This window comes from Duganella sp. CY15W (assembly GCF_009857555.1).
Classification (GTDB): Bacteria; Pseudomonadota; Gammaproteobacteria; order Burkholderiales; family Burkholderiaceae_D; genus Rugamonas; species Rugamonas sacchari.
In genome coordinates, this window is sequence record NZ_WWCQ01000007.1 from 68,424 (window position 1) to 87,272 (window position 18,849).

Genomic DNA, 18,849 nt, shown 5'->3' on the forward strand with positions numbered 1-18,849 from the left:
CGATCAGAACGCGTAGCTGCCGCGCAGGTACAGCGAACGGCCGACCGGATCCGTGTAGCGTGGATCGTAGCCTTTCTGGAACAGCGTGCCCTGGTTCGAGAACGGTGGCTCTTTGTCCAGCAGGTTTTTCACGCCGGCGGTCAGGGTCACACCCTTGAAGCCGGTGTAGCTGCCCGACAGGTTCCACAGCGCGTACGATGGCACCTGGTTCTTGTACTGGTCAGGGATGTCCAGATTCTGGTCGGTGTAGCCGGACTTGAACGACTGTGCCAGCGTGGCGTTCCAGACACCCAGGCGCCAGTTCAGCGCCAGGTTGTGCTTCCAGCGGAACACCGGATTGTTGGCAGCGTAGCGGCCGACGTTCTGGATGAATGGACCATCGCGCTCGTCCTGGTACTCATACTTGTGGACGTAGGTGCCGTCCAGCGTCAGCGTGAAGTTGCCGGCGCTGGTGGCGCCCGAACGCAGGGTCAGGGCGACGTCGACGCCGTCGGTATTGACCTTGCCCAGGTTTTCCTTCAGGTCCAGGATGGCGTACGGCGAGCCGTCAGGATTGCGCAGGAAGCGCGCCTTGTATTTCTGGTAGTCGCCATAGATGGCTTCTTCCGGCAGCGCGTTGATCTTGTCCTTGAGGCGGATGTTCCAGTAGTCGATGGCCAGCGTGGCTTGCGGAATCGGCTCCAGCACCATGCCGACCGAGAAGGTCTTCGATTTTTCCGGGCTCAGGTTCTGATTGCCGCCCTGCAGTTTGAACTGTTGCAGGTCGCAGTCACGCAGCGGGTTGGCGATCGGGTTGGACGACAGCACACCGCCCGGGCACAGGACCGGATCGTTGTACGAGTTGTTGGTGTCGTTCTTCGATTGCGGCGCGTTCTTTTCAAACAGCGTCGGTGCACGGAAGCCGGTCGAGGCCGAACCGCGCAGCAGCACCTGCTTGGTCGGCTGGTAGCGCACCGCCAGTTTCGGATTGGTGGTGCTGCCGACGTCGCTGTAGTTGTCGTAACGGACTGCCGCGTTGACATCCAGGTCCTTGATCAGCGGCAGGCTGATCTCGCCGAACACGGCCTTGATGGTGCGCGCGCCATCGGTCGACTGCGAACCCGACAGGCCCGACGAGGCGGCCTGGCCGGCGATGTCGCGGTTGACGAAGAAGTCCGCTTCTTCACGGCGCAGTTCGGTACCGACCGCCACTGCCATCTTGCCGCCACCCATTTCCATGAGTTCGCGGCTGGCTTTGGCGTCGATGCCGGTGTTGCGGGTCTTGCCGTTCTGGACCTGGCCGCGCAGCGCAGTGGTTTCCAGATAGGCCTTGCCGGCGGCGTCCTGTTTGCCGAACGGATTCAGGATGCCATTCGCCACGCCGGCGGCAAACTTGGCGTCGTTGACGTAGCCGCCCGTGAAGTACTCGGCCGAACGGCTTTCCGACACGGTGAAGCCCGCCTTGTAGTCCCAGTTCTTGAACAGGCCTTCGGCCGCAATGCTCAGACGGTCAGCCGCGCCCTTGGAGTTGATCTCGCGCTGACCGGCTTCGGTCGGACGCCAGTTGACCGACAGCGGCTCGCCGGACAGGCCAGGCATGGCCGGTACACCGCCCGAATTGCCTGGATAGTATTTGCTGGTTTTCGGCAGTAGCAGGCTGGTCTGCGGTGGCGGTGCGGTGTGCGATACCACATCGTTTTCCGAGTGCAGGTACTCGACCGAGGCCAGGTGGTCGCCGTTGATCTTGAAGGTGGCCTTGCCGAAGAACGAGGTCTGCTTTTGTTCCGGCAGATCGTCGATCTGGCGCGTGTAGTCCTGGCGGCAGGTGCCGTTGCTGGCGCGCGGCACCGAGTTGGGCGCGTCGCAACCGGTGGCAAAGCCCGGGTTGCCGGTGGCGCCCGATTTCGGATCGAAGTAGTTGCCCGGGAAGGTGGTGCCCGAGGTCAGGTTCAGGCCGCGCGACGGGATCACGCCGGTCTTGGAGAAGTCACGCTGCTGCGAGGTCAGGATCTCCAGTTTGTGGTGGTCGAACACGCCGAACACGTTGTAGCCGTCTTCGTCCAGATTGCCGAAGCCGCTCGAAATATTGATGCGCTTTTCATCAGCGCCGACTTTGCGCGGCAGGATCGCTTCCGCAGTGATCGTGGTGGTCTGCACCGAGCGTTTGGTGATGAAGTTGATCACGCCGCCAATCGCGTCGGTACCGTAGATCGCCGAAGCGCCGTCGCGCAGCACTTCCACGCGTTCCAGGGCCGCGACCGGAATGATGTTCAGGTCGACGCTGGCGCCATCGTAAGGGTGATTGGCGATGCGGCGGCCATTCAGCAGCACCAGGGTTTTGTCGCCGCCCAGACCGCGCAAGTCTGCGCTGGACTGGCCGCCGGTTGGCAGGCCCGAGCTATTGCCGCCGACCACGTTGCCGGAGGTAAAGCTGGAGCTGTTGGAGGGGATGCGGTCCAGTACTTCCTGGGCCGTGGTCAAACCTTGTTTGACAAAGTCGTCCGCCTTGATGACGCTCAGCGGGTTGGCGGTTTCCGACACCAGACGCTTGATCGAGGAACCGGTCACTTCAACGCGCTGGATTGGCGCGTCGTCTTGCGCCTGGACGGCCGGCGCGATCAGACCCAGACCCAGCAGGCCGCCAGCATATATGCGACGCAGGGAACGGGACAGAATAGTTTCTTTCATCATTACTCTCAACTCCCAAAACGAACATCAATATTTTTATTCACCCACCGCTTGGTAGGGGCGGGTACGTGCTCGTGACCATCGGTTAAGTGACGGTCAGGGTGTTGATAATTTCATTACGGCGCTAGCGGTGTCAATCATGAAACCTTATCTGTTTATATAAAACAACGCTTAGTAGCATTTGTGTCGCCAATAAAAAAGGGCTCCCGTAGGAGCCCGTAAAAATTTCCGCTTTGATGACTAACTGATCAGAACTTGTAGGAACCGGTCAGGTAGAACTGACGACCCAGCGGGTCGGTGTAACGGCCATCGTAGCCCGACTGGTTACCACCGCCGGCGTTGCGGATGGTGAATGGCGGTGCGATGTCAGCAATGTTTTTCACACCAGCGATCAGCGTGAACTGCTTGCTCAGCTGCGCCTTGGTCTGCCAGTCGAACGTGGTGTACGACGCTACCTGGCGTTTCATTGGCACATAGTCGCCCAGCGAACCATCGGCCAGCACTTCACGCACCACCGAGTCATCCTCGTTGTACACCTGGTCGGTGTAGCCCGAGTGGTAGTTGGCGGTCAGCGCGTGGGTGAAGCGGCCGGTATTCAACGAGGCGGTCAGCTTGGAGATCCAGCGGAACGTCACGTTGGCGTAGGAGTTGAAGCGGCCGATGTTTTTCTCCACGCCGCTGCCAGGGGTTTCCTGTTCAGCCTTGGTCATGAAGGTACCGGTCCACTGCACGGCGACTTTGCCCAGCGTGGTGTTGGTCTTGTAGGTGTGATCCCAGTCGATACCCTGGTAGTGCGAGCTGGCCAGGTTGAATGGGGTCAGCGCGGCCACCAGCACGTTCTGCTTCTGGATCGGGTCGAAGTAGGTGCGCAGCAGGCTGTCGTAGATGGCCGGGTTGTTGAATACCAGGTCTTCCGACAGGGTCTGGATCTGGTTGCGCAGTTTCACGTCCCACAGGTCAAAGCCCAGCGACAGGCTGCTGATCGGCTCAACGCGAATGCCCAGGGTTGCCTGTTTCGATTCTTCCGGTTTCAGGGCGCCAGCGCCCACCGAGGCGTTACCACCGGTCAGCAGGCCGTATTCCGACGAACCTGGGTTGCACAGCTTGAAGCGCGGATCGCTGGCGCTGGTGATCGGGCAAGCGTGGAACTGCGACGAACCGCCGTTGACCAGTGGCTTGACGATGTTGCTCATGGTCGGCGCCTTGAAGCCGGTGCCATAGGAGCCGCGGATCAGCACCGATTCCACCGGATTCCAGCGCAGCGCCAGTTTGTAGGTGGCTTTGCTGGCCGACTCGCCTTGCTTGCCTGGGGCAATCAGATTGCCGTCCGCATCGAAGTTCTTGTCGTTGGTGACGGCGCTGAAATCGTCGTAACGGCCGGACACGGTCAGGTCCATGTTTTTCAGCACTGGCAGCAGCAGCTCGCCGTAGGTACCCCAGTTTTTACGGCTGGCGTCGATTGGCAGGGCACCGGCGCTGCCGCCCACGATGGCGTCGGTGAAGTTAGGCTGCTGCTTGTTCTGGCCTTGGGTGAAGGCGTCTGGCGCTTCCGAGTAGGCCTGGCGGGTGAAGTCGGCACCCAGTGCCAGCTGGGCGGCGCCGGCCGGCAGCTGGAACACTTCGGTCGAGGCGCTGGCTTGCACCATGTCGATCTTCGACTTGGTCTCGCTCAGCTGGTTGTGCAGCACGGCAGGCGCCAGCACGTCTTTCGAGGTGCCTGGTGGCGCAAACGGATCAAACTTGCCGGAGGTGACCAGCGCGTCAAACGCGTTCAGGCTCATGTAGCCGCCAGCGGCAGTATCGGTCTGCTTGTTTTCCGAATGGGTGTAGGCAGCGCGGTAATCGAAGCCTTTGAACGAACCATCCACGCCCAAGGCCAGGTGCTTGGCGATGGTTTTGTATTCGTCGGCACGGCCGCCGGCATCGACCAGACGCAGGTTCATGGCGACGCTGGTAACGCTGGCCGGATTGGTGATGCCCAGGCGGGCCAGGTAAGGCGCGATCGATTTTGCATACAACGCGCTGCTCAGCGGCACGCCCAGCGGCTGGGCCGGTGCGGCGTACTGTGCGGTGTTGCTGAACGACGAGATCAGGCCTTCAGCGAAGAAGTTGGTGTTCTCGTTGATCTTGAAATTGAGCGAGGCGAAGCCGCTGTCGCGTTTCAGACCTGGCGTGTTTTCCACGGTGGCGGCGTAGTCGTACAGGCAGCGGTTGCCGACCTTGAACAGGTTGGCGCCGTTGCAAGTGCCGGTGGCGAACAGGTTAGGGCTGAAGGCAGCGCTGGACGGGGTGCCGTCGGCCTTGGTGTACTTGACGGTGGCGACGCCAGGAATCGAGTTCGAGCTCAGCTGGTACAGGCTGTACGCCTTGCCATTGGCAGTGAACGGGATCACGCCGCTTTGCGAGAAGTCGCGCTCGCGTGCATACGAAGCCTTGCTCTCGTCGTGCGAAGCCGACAGCAGCAGGTTGAAGCCGTCCTTGTCCAGGTCGCCCCAGCCTTTGGAGATCGAGGCGGTCGAGGTGGCGCCGCCGCTGCTGCGTGGCTGGTTGTACGAGGCTTCGACAATCGCGTCGGTCTGGTTTTTCTTCAGGATGAAGTTGACCACGCCGGCAATCGCGTCCGAGCCGTACAGGGTGTTGGCGCCGTCGGTCAGGATCTCGACGCGCTCGACAGCGGCCAGAGGGATGCTGGCCAGGTTGACGGTGGAACCGGAGGTGGCAGGTGCCAGGCGGCGGCCGTTCAGCAGCACCAGGGTATAGCCTTCGCCGATCGAGTGGATCGATGCCGTTTGCAGACCGCCGCCGCCGCCGTTGACCGACATCGACGAGGTGGTGAAACCTTGCATTGATGGCAGGGTCGCGATCAGGTCGGCGACGTTGCTGGCGCCGGACTGCTCGATCTGCAGCTTGGACAGGGTTTGCACAGGCAGCGCACCTTCAGCGGAAATACGCTTAATGCTCGAACCGGTAATTTCTACGCGCTGGATAGGCGCGTCCGTGTTTTGTGCCACGGCGGCATGCATGCCCAGCGCCAGGCCACTGGCGCAGATCAGGCGTACCGACCGCGACAATACGGTTTCAACCATCATTATTTAGCTCCCAAAATAAAACGATGAACAACGGGTGTGTTTATATATTTTTTATAGGCAATTTTTTGCCTTAGAAAAAAACATGTTCGTTCTTTTCGTTTTTCATCAAATCATTTGGGCGGAATTACTGTCAATGTGGAAACCCTTATGAACTTAGTGAAACGTTATTATTTACTGTCAGTCAACAATGCTCCAAGCCAAGCCAAAAAAACGCTCTAATTTGGTGCGTACCGGCATAAAAACGATGGAAAGATTGATTCAACATCAAAAAAGAAACAAATATACGGTTGCTACCGTCTTGCAATGCACCATTCTGGGGCGTGTTAAATTTGGTTAATCTGTGTTCATGCTGTCACTGAGCGTTACATTTATGCGACAAATAAAAAGCCCGAATTTGCCGCAAAGCAAATCCGGGCTGGCAGACCTAAGTCCTTATTTAATAAGTATTAAAACTTATACGAACCGCTGAGATAGAACGTGCGGCCGAGGGCGCTGGAGTACGACGGGTTGTAACCCACCTGGTGCGAACCGGTGTTGCGCAGCGTGAACGGCGGGTTGCGGTCGAACAGATTGATCGCGCCAGCGGTGATTTCCACATTCTTGACTGGGCGGTAAGCCGACTGCAGGTCAAACGTGGTGTAGCTCGGTACGTCCAGCGTGATGTCGTAGCACGACTGCGCCGCGTCCGCCGTGGTCACCGCGCAGTCATCGGCGTTCTGATGCTTGTCGGTGTAGCCGTTGCGGTAGTTGGCCGTCAGCGTGTGGGTCCAGGCCGTGTTGGCCCACGAGGTGCTGGCCTTGATCACGTTGCGGAAGCTGACCTTGTCGTTGGAACCGTAGCGGTTCAGGCTGGTTTCCCACTGGTCGTCCGTGCCCGGCGTGGTGTAGCGCGAGCGCAGCAGATAGGTACCGGCCAGGCGGTTGGTCAGGCGGCCGTCAAACAGCTTGATCTTCTGGGTGAAGTCGTAGTCGATGCCCCGGTTTTCCACCTTGCCGATATTAATTGGCAGCAGTTTGATGGCCAGCACGTCCAGGCCCGTCGAGGCGATGTGCTTGGTGGTGAACAGGTTGGCGTACTTGGCCGGGTTCTCGAAGATCAGGCCTTCCGAGACCGAGGTCACCTGGTCGCGGATTTCCACATTCCACAGGTCGATCGCCACGCTGGTGGTGCTGGTTGGCTCCCACACGGCGCCAATCGACCATTGCTTGGATTTCTCCGGTTTCAGGTCTGGATTGCCGCCCTGGAATACCTCAAACTGGCCACGGCTGGCTTCGCAGTACTTGGCCAGCGGATGGCCGGCCAGGCCGTTGGCCGCCGTCAGCGGGCAGTTGTAGGTGCCGCCGGTGACGCCGAACTCTTCCAGCGGGCCAGCGATTTCCTGCATGCTGGCCGCGCGGAAGCCGGTACCGGTGGCGGCGCGCAGCATCAGGTTCTTGGCCGCTGAGTACTTGGTCGACACTTTATAGGTGCCGGCGCTGGCGGAGTCGCCCACATCGTGGCCGGCCAGCTTGTCCTTGACGGCGCCGATGTTGTCGAAGCGGCCTGAAGCCGTGACTTCCCACTGCTTGTTAATCGGCAGCAGCAGCTCGGCAAAGGCGCCGGCGTTGGCACGCTCGTAGTGGTTGTCGTAGACCGGGCTGTCAAACAGGATCAGGGCCTTCTTGGCCACGTCCTGCTGGTCGGTGCTGAAGCTGGTTACACGGTAGTCGGCGCCCACGCTGACCATGGCGGTGCCGCCTGGCAGTTCAAACGCGCTGCGCGAGGCATGGGCGTCAGCACCCTTCATGACCACGGTCTGGGTGTTGTACAGGCCGGTGTAGCCGGTGGCGTTGAGCTGGTCGCGCATGGCTTGCGGCATGTCGCCCTGGGCGTAGCCGAACGGGTCGAAGTTGCCGCTGTTGAGCAGGGTGTCGAACTTGTCAGCCAGCGGGAAGCCGGACAGGTATTTCTGTTCCTGCTTGTTGCGCGACCAGGTCAGCGCGCCATTGATGTCCCAGCCGAAGGCCGCACCGTCCACGCCCGCTACCAGGTGGGTCGCCTTGGTGCCGTACTCGTAGCCACGGTCGCCCATTTCGTACAGGCGGTATTTGACCGCCACCGAGCTCACGCCCGCGCGCTGTTCCGGCGTCAGGTAAGGCGATACATATTTGCTGTACAGCGGCGAGCTGGTCGACAGCGAGAAGTCGGCCGGATATGGCGCGATGCGCGCGGTGATCTTGGCTTCGGTGTAGGCGGCGTCAAAGAAGCCCTGGAAGCCGCTGTTGCCCAGCTTCAGGCGGCCCGAGCTGAAGATCGAGTCGCGGCTCGATTCCGGATTGATCTCGATGGTCGAGGTGTAATCGTAGTAGCACTGGCCGTCGCCAAACGCATCGACGTTGGCGGTGGCGCATTTGCCGTTGATGAGCGCGTACGGGTTCAGGTTGACGGTGCCGGCCTTGCCGTCCGCGCCGGTGTACTTGACCGAGGCATTGGCCGGGATCGCGCGCGAGGAGCCGTTCAGGAACTGCAGCGCCTTGCCGGTTTTCGGATCGGTGAAGTTGATCATGCCGGTCTTGGCGAAATCGCGCTGCGAGGCTTTGAGCTGCTTTTGCTCATCGTGGCTGACCGAGACGAACACGCTGTAGCCGTCGTCCTCGATATCGCCAAAGCCCTTGCTCAGGCTCAGCGAATTGCTCTTGCCGCCAGCCTTCTCAGGCGAGCTGTACTTGGCGTTGATTTCCCATGGCGCCGCGCCTTTTTTGAGGATGAAGTTGACCACGCCGGCAATCGCGTCGGCGCCGTACAGGGCCGAGGCGCCGTCGGTCAGCACTTCCACGCGCTCAATCGCGGACAGCGGAATCGAGTTGAGGTCGATCACGGTGCCCGAGTTGGCTGGCGCAATGCGGCGGCCGTTCAGCAGTACCAGGGTGTAGGAGGCGCCGATATCGTGGATCGACGCGGTGGTCACGCCACCGCCGCCGCCGCCGACCGAGTCAGCGGCGACCGAGAAACCCTGCATCGCAGGCAGTTGCTGGATGAAGTCGGTCACGGTGGAAACGCCGGTCTGCTTGATGTCCTTGGCGCTGAACGATTGCACCGGCAGCGAGGATTCGGCAGCGATGCGTTTGATGCTGGAGCCGGTGATTTCGACGCGTTGCATCGCGGGTTCGCCGGCTTCCTGGGCGAAGGCATGGCCCAGGGTCATGGCCAGTCCACCGGCAAACATCACGCGCAGCGAACGGGACAAGATTGTTTCTTTAATCATGTTGCTAAGTGCTTTCTCAAGTGGTTCAGCTTGCGAGGCAAAATCTAACCAATTCTCACAAGGGCCGTTATCAGACCACTTTTAGGCCACTCTTGTCAAACTTTATGCGGCTTTATGTAAAAAACTAATAGATTTGTGCTAAGAATAAAAAAAGGACAGCGATTTCTCGCTGTCCTTCTTGTCGTGCGACTAATAAAGTTTAGTCAAACTTGTATTGCAGACCAATCTTCACATAACGGCCGGTGGCGCCGGAAGCGTCCATCGGGTTGAAGCTCATGCCGCCGTAGGTCAGTGCATCCAGCGGAGCGATCTTGTCGAACACGTTGTTCATCGACGCGTACAGCTGCAGCGATTTGCTCCAGTTGTAGCGGGTCGACAGGTCCAGCGTGGTGAACGATGGCGTACGGCAAGCACCGTTAGGCGATGGCGTACCGTCGGCGAACAGCACCGCGCAAGGTGCGCCTTCGTAACGGATGTTCTTCATGTCCGAGCGGTAGTTGACGCTGCCCGATACATTCCAGTTACCCTTGTCCCAGGAGCCGATCAGGTTGATCTTGTCCTTCGGCGTGCCGGCGCAATCCGAGGTGTCACAGTTGCCGTGGGTGCCGGCAAACTGGAATACCTGGTTCTTGTCAGCGCGTACCCACGAGGCCACGTGCGACCACACCAGGTTCAGCGTGGCTTTGCCGTAGTCGCCCAGGCGCAGACGCTGTTTGACGTCCAGGTCAATCCCTTTGACTTCGGTGTAGCTCGAGTTCTGGTACGGTGCTTTGGAGATCAGCAGGGTGCCAGTGTTCGGGATCACCACGCCATTGACCACCAGGTTGTTGTCGGCGCGAACTGCGGTTGGCAGGGCTGCGGCTTCAACATACGACAGTGGGTTGATCTCGTTGGTGCGGCGGATTTTCCACGCGTCCAGCGACAGGTTGGTGTCATTCAGCGGATCCCAGACCAGGCCCAGGGTGTAGCCTTTCGACTTCTCTGGCGCCAGGTTCGGATTGCCCACTTTGACTGCGCCGATCTGGATGTTGCAATCGAGCGTGGTGGCGCCGCCTGCTGCCGGCACTTTGCCGCCTGGGCAACGTACTGGATCGACCACCGACGAGGTGCCGGTCGATTGGCTTTCCGCATTGGCTTCAGCCACGCCAGGTGCACGGAAGCCGGCGGTGTAAGTGCCGCGCAGTGCGAAGCTCTTGACCGGGGTCCATTTCGCGCCCAGTTTCGGCGTGGTCGAGTTGAAGTTGCTGTAGTGGTCGTAACGCAGCGCGCCGCTCAGTTCCACAGTTTTCAGCACTGGCGCCAGCACCTCGGCGTAGATCGCCGAAACCTTGGTGTCGCCCTTGGCGGCCACGTAGGAAATGTTGGTCGAGCCATCTTCCGAACCGGTCAGCGATGGGTTGTCCAGCTGCTCGTGGCGGTGTTCGCCGCCGATTGCCAGGCCCAGGTTACCGCCTGGCAGCGCGAACAGTTCACGCGAGGCCTTGAAGTCGACGATGTCCAGCTTGGTGGTCGAGTTCGACGACGCGTTCACGCGCATCGCTGCGTACAGCGAGGCCGGGTTCTTGTAGGCTTGCGAGCCGATGTAGTACGGGAAGTACTGGCTAGTCGGATCGCCCAGCGCGGACTTCAGCACTTTCATGTTCAGCTGGTTGGTCCACTCGATGTACAGCTTGGATTCCGAGTGGGTGAAGCCGGCATCCCAGTCCCAACCGTAGTTGCTGCCCTTGGCGCCCAGCACGATGCGGCTGAAGTCGTTGTTGGCGATGTGGTTGCTTGGGCCCAGGTCAAACATCGAGTAGCGCAGACGGGTGTCGGTGCCAAAGATGTTTTGCGGGTGCTTGCCGGACATCAGCAGATCGTTGCTGTACAGGATGATGCCGTTCGGGTTCGCGGCGGTGGCCGGGAAGGTCACGTTTGGCGTGGCCGATACTGGCGCCAGCATGAACGAGCTGTTGCGGGTCGCGTAGCCCAGTTCGGTGTACACCTGCAGGTCGGAATTGACTTGCAGGGTGCCGCGCGTGTACAGGTTCAGCGATTCAACGTTCGGTTGCAGGTCGCGGAACTGGTCTTGCGACCACAGGCAGCCGCCAGCAGCGTCTTGCTTGACGGTCTGCGAGAACTGCGAGCAGCCGCCCAGCGACACGTAGTTGCCGGTCTTCGGATCGCGCAGGGCGCCGGTTGGCGTCGCGGTCGATGCGCCCGGGGTGATGTAACCGCCCATGTACTGGGTGTTCTGGTTGTAGCCCCATGGACGGATGTCGCCGTGGCCGATCCAGCCGCGGTCCTTGCGGTCAGCGGCTGCCAGCTCGTCGGACTTCTTGTATTCGACGTTGAATACCAGGTTGTACTTGTCGTCGTCCAGGTTGCCCTTGCCCACGGTGACAGCGATATTGTTTTGTTTGTTGTCGCTGTAACGGGAGGCGCCGGTATCGGCTTTGATGGTCACGCCTTCAAAGTCCTTGCGCAGGATGATGTTGACCACGCCGGCAATTGCGTCGGCGCCGTAGGTCGAGGAAGCGCCGTCTTTCAGCACTTCGATGCGTTCCACCAGCTGCATCGGAATGGTGGACAGGTCGGTGAAGCTCTTCTGGCCATCGTCAGCACGCGCGAACGGTGCCATGCGGCGGCCGTTCAGCAATACCAGGGTGGAGGTGGCGCCCAGGCCGCGCAGCGAAATGGCGGTCGAGCCGGCTGCGAAGCCGGTGCCGAAACCGGATGGCAGCGAACCAGCGCCGTCCACGGTCAGGCTTTGCAGGAATTCCGCCACGGTGGTTTTGCCGGACTTCATCAGTTCGTCGCGGGTGATCATCTGCACCGGCGAGGCGGTTTCAGCGGATGCGCGCTTGATGCTCGAACCCGTGATTTCAACGCGCTGGATCGGGCCGGTCGGCTCGGCGTTCTGCGCGAAAGCTGGCATGGCCAGGACTGCTGCTACGGAGCCCGAGAACATCAGGCGCACGGAGCGGGATAAAACCGTTTCCATCATCATAAACAATACTCCAAGAAAGTTTTTTCTTTTCTAAAATATATACAAGTGAAATATTTAGGAAAGGCGCGCATCAAAACATTGCCGCAAGAGCACTGTCAAACGAAATCGATTACTTTGACGCGTAAAAACAACGGTTTATGTAAAAAATACATGGGTTTTTGTAAGGCGATGGTGCGCTGCAAAGTCAGGCATGCTGCGGGATGGCGTGACTGAATGCTGCGGCGCGTCACAGAATCTGCTTGACTGCACCAAAATGGGGCGCGGCATGGCATTCCTGCCAAGTAAAAAGTGCGGTATTGTGAAGGCCAGACAGGCGGCGTGAGGATGGGTATGCGGGGCGTAAAAATGGCCGCGGCAGCGGGCATGATGATGGCTGCTGCCTGGGCATGAGCTGCGGCGCCGGTAAAGACACTGCACTATATTTTGCCGGCCGCGGAAGCCAGCTTTGATCCCGCATTGGGACGGGATCTGTACACCGGCCACATCACCGAAGCGATCTTTGAAACCCTGTACACCTACGACTATCTGGCCCGCCCGGTCCAGCTGGCGCCAGAAACGGCCGCTGCCTTGCCGGAAGTCGCCGCCGATGGCAAAACCTATCTGATCCGCCTGAAGCCGGGCACGTATTTCACGCCGGATCCCGCCTTCCACGGCAAGCCGCGTGAGCTGACCGTGGCCGATTATGTCTATGCGTGGAAGCGCCTGTTCGATCCGCGCCTGGCGTCGCCGAATGCCTGGCTGCTGGAAGGGAAGGTGCTGGGTCTCGACGCGCTGGCCGAACAGGCCCGCCAGACCGGCCGCTTCAACTACGATGCGCCGGTGGCCGGGCTGGAAATCATCGATCCCTACACCTTGCGGATTCACCTGACGCGCACCGACTTCAACCTTGGCATGATACTGGCCTATGCGCCGCTGGCGGCGGTCGCGCGCGAGGTGGTGGACCTGTATGGCGACAGCAAGGGCGAAGTGGCGGGGCATCCGGTCGGCACCGGCGTGTACAAGCTGGGCCAGTGGATACGCGGCAGCCGGATTGTGCTCGAAGAGAATACTGGGCACCGCGCCGAAGTGTGGGACTTCCACGGCGACGCCGTGATCGAGCAGCAGATGAAGGGCAAGAAGATCCCGCAGATCGGCCGCATCGAGATCAGCGTGCAGATCGAGGACCAGTCGCGCTGGCTGTCTTTCACGAGCGGCGAGGCGGACCTGTTCTGGCTGGACGGCCCGCTGGCGCCGAAAGCGCTGGTCGATGGCAAGCTGCGGCCCGAGCTGGCCGAGCGCGGCATCCAGCTGTCGCGGATTGTCGATCCGGGGCTCAGCTATTACTACTGGAATATGCGTGATCCGGTCGTCGGCGGCTTCAGCAAGGAAAAGATCGCGTTGCGCCGTGCCATCGCCATGGCGCACGATGTGGACGAGGAAATCCGCCTGGTGCACAACGGCGAAGCGCAGCGTCTGACGTTTCCGATTCCGAGCGGCGTGGCGGGGCATGATCCCGAGTACCAGCCGCTGCTGCGCTACGATCCGGTGCTGGCCAACCAGCTGCTGGACCGGTATGGCTACAGGAAGGGCGCCGATGGCTGGCGCATGCAGCCGGATGGCAAGCCGCTGGTCATCAGCTACACCTCGCGCAACGAAGCCAATGGCGTGCTGATGGCCGAGCTGTGGCGCAAGACGTACCAGCGCATCGGCATCCGCATGGACAACCCGCGCATGATTTTCAGCGACATCCAGCGGGCCGAAATGCTGTGCAAGATCCAGACCCGTACCTACGAGTGGCTGGCCGATTACCCCGACGGCGACAATTTCATGCAGCTGTTTTACGGCGGGAATATCGGCCAGAACAACAACGGCTGCTACCAGGACCCGCAGTTCGACGCCTGGTACGAAGCCAGCCACGGCATGCCGCCCGGCCCGCAGCGCGATGCGCTGTACCGCAAGATGGCGCGTCAGCTGGAAGTGCAGGCGGCGGTCATGCCGGCTTTCTCGCGCTACCGGAATATGCTGGCGCAGCCGCGTGTGCTGGGGTATAAAAAGCATCCCATCCTGCATCAGGAATGGAAGTACATCGATATCAAGGACTGAGACAAGATGCTGGCCTATATAGTTCGCCGCCTGTGGCAAATGCTGCCGACCATGCTGGGCGTGGTGGTGCTGGTGTTTGTGCTGTTTAACTGGGTGGGCGGCGACCCGGCTTATATCCTGGCTGGCAAGATGGCCAATGCCGAGAGCATCGCCAACATCCGCCGCCAGCTTGGCGTCGACCAGCCTTACCATGTGCAGCTGTGGATTTTCGTCAAACAGATCGTGACCTTCGACTTTGGCGCGAGCTGGGCGACCAGCGAGCCGGTGTCCAACATCATCGCGACCCGGCTGGGACCTTCGCTGACGGTGCTGATTCCGTTGACGCTGCTGGAGACGCTGATCGGCGTTGCGCTGGCGCTGGCCGTCGCGTTTGTGCGCGGCTCGCTGACGGACCGCCTGGTGATGATGGTCTGCACGGTGGGTATGTCGGTCAGCATCCTGGTGTACATCATCGCATTTCAGTATGGGCTGGCGTATCAGCTGGGCTGGTTTCCGGTGCAGGGCTGGAGCGATCATTTTGCCGAGAACCTGCTGCGCTATTCGGCCTTGCCGGTGCTGATCGGCCTGGCGGTGTCGGTGGCGCCGACCTTGCGCCTGTTCCGCAGTTTTGTGCTGGACGAGGTAGGGCAGGATTATGTACGTACCGCGCGCGCCAAGGGCCTGGGCGAGCGGCGCGTGATGTGGGTGCACGTGCTGCGCAATGCGGCGATTCCGATTCTGACGTATGTGATGTCGAACCTGCCGGCCTTGCTGATCGGCGCGTTTTTGCTGGAGCGTTTCTTTGGCATTCCGGGCATTGGCCGCGAGGTGATCCTGGCCGTGGAGCGCAGCGACTTCCCGGTAATCAAGGCAATCACGGTGTATGTGGCGGCGGCGACCATGGTGTTTAATCTGCTGACAGATCTGCTGTATCAGGCCGTCGATCCACGGGTGAAGCTCGCATGAGGGCGCAAGGCTTGTGGGCGCTGGCCTGGCGCAGATTGCGCGCGGACCGGGTGGCGATGGTGTCGCTGGCGGTGGTGCTGGCCTTCCTGCTGATGGTGGTGCTGTCGGCCTCGGGCCTGATTGTCGCGGACTGGGAACAGGAAGTCGGGGTGAGCTATGCGCCACCGGGATTTGCCGCCACGCCGGCCGCCGGCACGACTGTCACGCCGGCCGCGCCGGCCGCGCCGCCGCAGGCCTTGCCGGACAACGTCTTCGATCCCATCGCTGACGACATCCGCGCACTGCGCGCGCAGCTGGCGGCACGGCAGGGCCATGGCGGCGCAGCAGCCGACGCGGTTGAGATGTATGGCGTCGTCGATCCGCTGGCGGACGACCTGGCGGCGTTGCGGGCGCAAGCGGGCGAGGGCCAGGGCGGTGTAGTAGCTGGCGGCGGGCGCCGCGCGACCCTGCCGTTCGGCGCCGACAAGTGGGGCCATGACATCATCAGGAAAACCATCAAGGGCGGCGAGACCTCGATTGTCGTCGGCGTGGTGGCTGCGTTGCTGGCGGTTGGCCTGGGCACCCTGTTCGGCGCGCTGTCCGGTTACTGCGGCGGCGTGGTGGATGATCTGTTCAACTGGTTCTACAGCATCTTCACCGCCATCCCGTCGGTGCTCATGATACTGGCCGTGGCGGCGGTGTTGCAGCAGAAGGGCGTGCTGACGATGGTGCTGATACTCGGCCTTACCGGCTGGACCGGTCCGTACCGGCTGATCCGCGCCGAGTACATCAAGCACAAGACGCGCGAATATGTGCTTGCCGCCGATGCCATCGGCGCCTCGCACTGGCGCAGGATGTTTGGCCACATCTTCCCCAACGTCAGCCATGTGGCGCTGGTGCAAATGTCGATCCTGGTGGTGGGCTTTATCAAGGCGGAGGTCATCCTGAGCTTCCTGGGCTTTGGCGTGCCGGTGGGCGTGGTGTCGTGGGGCAGCATGCTGAACGAAGCGCAGAATGAACTGATCCTCGGCCGCTGGTGGCAGCTGACGGCCGCCGCCATCGCCATGGCCTTGCTGGTGACGGCGTTCTCGCTGTTCACCGATGCCCTGCGCGACGCGCTCGATCCCAAGGTGAAGCAATGAACCTGCTCGAAGTCCGCCAGTTGCACGTGGCGTTCCGCCTCGACCGCAAGACCACGGCGGAAGCCGTCAAAGGCATCTCTTTTGATGTGCCGCGCAATGCCACCGTGGCGCTGGTTGGCGAATCCGGTAGCGGCAAGTCGGTCAGCTCGCTGGCGGTGATGGGGCTGCTCGACGCGGCCGCCATTGTCAGTGCGGACAGCAGCATCCGGTTCGATGGCCGCGAGCTGCTGGCGCTGAACAGCAAGCAGCGGCGCGCCCTCTGCGGCAAGGACATCGCCATGATCTTCCAGGAGCCGATGTCGTCGCTGAACCCGGTCTTCACCGTGGGCGCGCAGATTGCCGAGGTACTCATGCTGCATTTGCGCATGAGCCGCGCGCAGGCACTCCGCCGGACGCTGGAACTGCTGGACGAGGTTGGCATCCCGGATCCGGCGCTGAGGATCGCCGCTTATCCTGGCGAGCTGTCCGGCGGCCAGCAGCAGCGCGTGATGATTGCCATGGCCATCGCCTGCGAACCGCGGCTGCTGATCGCCGACGAGCCCACCACCGCGCTCGACGTCACGATACAACAGCAGATCATGGAGCTCATCGCGCGGCTGCAAAAGCGTCATGCCATGTCGGTGCTGTTCATTACGCATGACCTCGGGCTGGTAGCGCAGATTGCCGACCACGTCATCGTCATGCGCCATGGCGAGGTGCGTGAAGCCGGACCGGCGCAGCAAGTCCTCAACCAGCCCGCCGATGCCTACACGCGCGCGCTGCTGCATTGCCGGCCGACGCTGGATGCGCGCCCGCATCGCTTGCCGGTGATTGCCGACTATCAGACGGGAATTCCTGCAGAGCCGGACGGCATCGCCAGCATGGACTCTCGGGTGCGCGGGAGCGACGGCAAGCCGCTGCTGGAAGTGCGCAACCTCAGCAAGAGCTTCTATCTGCGCGAAGGCTGGTTCGGCCAGCGCGAAGTCAAGGCCGTCAAGGATGTCTCCTTCACGCTGGCGCGCGGCCAGACGCTGGGCGTGGTGGGTGAATCCGGCTCGGGCAAGACCACGGTCGGCCTGACGCTGTTGCGGCTGCATCAGGCCAGTGGCGGCAGCGCCATGTTCGACGGCCGCGACCTGCTCAGAATGTCCGCGCGCGAATTCCAGGCCTACAAGCGGCGCATCCAGATCATCTTCCAGAACCCGTATGCGTCGCTTAACCCGCGCTTCACGGTGGGCGACATTTTGCTGGAACCGCTGCGCATTCACCGCATCGGCGCCGACAACCGCGCGCGCGCAGCCATCGCCCATGCGCTGCTGGACAAGGTGGGATTGTCCGCATCGGCGTACACCCGCTACCCGCATGAGTTCTCCGGCGGCCAGCGGCAGCGCATTGCCATCGCGCGCTGCCTGACCCTGCAGCCGGAAATTCTGGTGTGCGACGAATCGGTTTCCGCGCTCGACGTGTCGGTGCAGGCGCAGGTGCTCAATCTTTTGCGGGATTTACAGGATGAGCTGGGCCTGTCATACATCTTCATCTCGCACGACCTGTCGGTGGTGAAATACATGGCCGACCAGGTCATGGTGATGCGCCAGGGCGCGGTGGTGGAACTGGCCGATGCAGACGCGCTGTACCGCAACCCGCAACAGCCCTACACGCGGGCGCTGCTGGCGGCGATCCCCGGCCACGGTTAAGCGATTTTTAAGTTAAGATATCCGTATGGCGAATTTAATCCTCCTGCTGCAAGAATATGGCGTCCTGATCGTGTTCGGGGTGGTGCTGGTCGAGCAGATCGGCTTGCCGATTCCTGCCTTCCCGATCCTGATTGTGGCGGGCGCCATGTCGATCGACGGCGACACCCATTGGCCGGCCGTGCTGGCCGTCAGCATGATCGCTTGTCTCATCAGCGACTATTTCTGGTTCCGCGCCGGTCAGTATTACGGCAAGCGCATCCTCAAGCTGCTGTGCAAGATTTCGCTGTCGCCCGATTACTGCGTGAGCCAGACCGAAGACAACTTCAACCGCTGGGGACCGAAAGCGCTCATCGTCGCCAAGTTCATCCCGGGCTTTAACACCATTGCACCGCCGCTGGCCGGCGCCATGGGCACGCGTGGCGGCACCTTCCTTGGTTTTAGTTTGCTGGGCGGCTTGCTGTGGAGCGGCGCCGGCATCGCGCTGGGCGCCTTCTTCCACACCAGCGTCGACCAGCTGCTCGACATCCTGAGCACCATGGGAACCACCGCGCTGATCGTGCTGGGCGTGCTGCTGGCCCTGTTCGTTGCGTTTAAATATGTGGAGCGCAAACGCTTCCGCCAGTCGGTGGAAATCGAGCGCATCACGATCGATGACTTCAGGCAGCTGCTGGAGCAGGGCACGGAGCCCATCCTGATCGACGCCCGCAGCGCTACCGCGCAAATGCTGGACCCGGCCGTGCCTGGCGCGTTGCTGTTCAATGGCGGCGAGCTTAATCCGGATGCCCTGGGGCTGGACAAGGGCCGCCACATTATTGTGTACTGCAGCTGCCCGAACGATGTGACCGCCGCCCATGTGGCCAAGGGACTCATCAGCCAAGGCTACCATCGCGCGCGGCCGCTGCATGGCGGGCTGGACGCCTGGAACGCCGCCTTCCGCGCACCGCGCGACACGCTGGCCGAAGACAACACCGCTTCCGCATAAAACAGAGTGCGCCGCCTATCCGCGGCGCTTTTTTTACGGTATGTTGGAATCGATTC

9 protein-coding genes are annotated in these 18,849 nt (G+C 61.3%); 5 read left to right on the top strand and 4 right to left on the bottom strand.

The genetic code is table 11. From position 1 onward, the window contains the following. Window positions 1–3: 3 nt before the first annotated feature. The 4 genes from GTP58_RS27205 to GTP58_RS27220 form a co-directional block, all read right to left on the bottom strand. Window positions 4–2,670, bottom strand: a complete 2,667-nt coding sequence (locus GTP58_RS27205) for a TonB-dependent receptor (protein ID WP_308937378.1) — start codon at window positions 2,668–2,670, stop codon at window positions 4–6. A 245-nt stretch (window positions 2,671–2,915) separates the two neighbouring features. Then, complete coding sequence (locus GTP58_RS27210; protein ID WP_161080138.1) at window positions 2,916–5,756, bottom strand: TonB-dependent receptor domain-containing protein; 2,841 nt, start codon at window positions 5,754–5,756, stop codon at window positions 2,916–2,918. A gap of 446 nt (window positions 5,757–6,202) precedes the next feature. After that, complete coding sequence (locus tag GTP58_RS27215; RefSeq protein ID WP_161080139.1) at window positions 6,203–8,983, bottom strand: TonB-dependent receptor; 2,781 nt, start codon at window positions 8,981–8,983, stop codon at window positions 6,203–6,205. A 217-nt stretch (window positions 8,984–9,200) separates the two neighbouring features. Next, window positions 9,201–11,990, bottom strand: coding sequence for a TonB-dependent receptor (locus GTP58_RS27220; protein ID WP_229215769.1), 2,790 nt, complete (start codon window positions 11,988–11,990; stop codon window positions 9,201–9,203). Between the two features lie 423 nt (window positions 11,991–12,413). On the opposite strand from GTP58_RS27220, the gene GTP58_RS27225 reads away from it, so the two are divergent. Genes GTP58_RS27225 through GTP58_RS27245 form a run of 5 tightly spaced genes read left to right on the top strand, consistent with a single transcriptional unit; the run spans window position 12,414 to window position 18,793 of the window. Continuing rightward, window positions 12,414–14,072, top strand: a complete 1,659-nt coding sequence (locus GTP58_RS27225) for an ABC transporter substrate-binding protein (RefSeq protein ID WP_308937379.1) — start codon at window positions 12,414–12,416, stop codon at window positions 14,070–14,072. 6 nt (window positions 14,073–14,078) lie between these two features. Further along, the gene (locus GTP58_RS27230; protein ID WP_161080140.1) at window positions 14,079–15,017 is read left to right on the top strand and encodes an ABC transporter permease; all 939 of its coding nucleotides are present in this window, start codon (window positions 14,079–14,081) and stop codon (window positions 15,015–15,017) included. Next, window positions 15,014–16,138 (top strand): ABC transporter permease, encoded by a 1,125-nt coding sequence (locus tag GTP58_RS27235; RefSeq protein WP_161080141.1) that lies wholly within the window; start codon window positions 15,014–15,016, stop codon window positions 16,136–16,138. Before GTP58_RS27230 ends, GTP58_RS27235 begins: the two co-directional genes overlap by 4 nt. Further along, window positions 16,135–17,811 carry an ABC transporter ATP-binding protein gene (locus GTP58_RS27240; RefSeq protein WP_161080142.1) on the top strand — a complete coding sequence of 559 codons (1,677 nt, stop codon included), beginning with the start codon at window positions 16,135–16,137 and terminating at the stop codon, window positions 17,809–17,811. The genes GTP58_RS27235 and GTP58_RS27240 overlap by 4 nt, the downstream gene beginning before the upstream one ends. A 25-nt stretch (window positions 17,812–17,836) precedes the next feature. Further along, entirely contained in the window at window positions 17,837–18,793 is a 957-nt protein-coding gene (locus GTP58_RS27245) for a VTT domain-containing protein (RefSeq protein ID WP_161080143.1), read from the top strand. Window positions 18,794–18,849 lie beyond the last annotated feature (56 nt).

Coding starts and splice junctions, on each gene's coding strand:
- GTP58_RS27235 (WP_161080141.1), top strand. CDS start 15,014: ATGAGGGCGCAAGGCTTGTGGGCGCTGGCCTGGCGCAGATTGCGCGCG.
- GTP58_RS27245 (WP_161080143.1), top strand. CDS start 17,837: ATGGCGAATTTAATCCTCCTGCTGCAAGAATATGGCGTCCTGATCGTG.
- GTP58_RS27240 (WP_161080142.1), top strand. CDS start 16,135: ATGAACCTGCTCGAAGTCCGCCAGTTGCACGTGGCGTTCCGCCTCGAC.
- GTP58_RS27210 (WP_161080138.1), bottom strand. CDS start 5,756: ATGATGGTTGAAACCGTATTGTCGCGGTCGGTACGCCTGATCTGCGCC.
- GTP58_RS27220 (WP_229215769.1), bottom strand. CDS start 11,990: ATGATGATGGAAACGGTTTTATCCCGCTCCGTGCGCCTGATGTTCTCG.
- GTP58_RS27230 (WP_161080140.1), top strand. CDS start 14,079: ATGCTGGCCTATATAGTTCGCCGCCTGTGGCAAATGCTGCCGACCATG.
- GTP58_RS27205 (WP_308937378.1), bottom strand. CDS start 2,670: ATGATGAAAGAAACTATTCTGTCCCGTTCCCTGCGTCGCATATATGCT.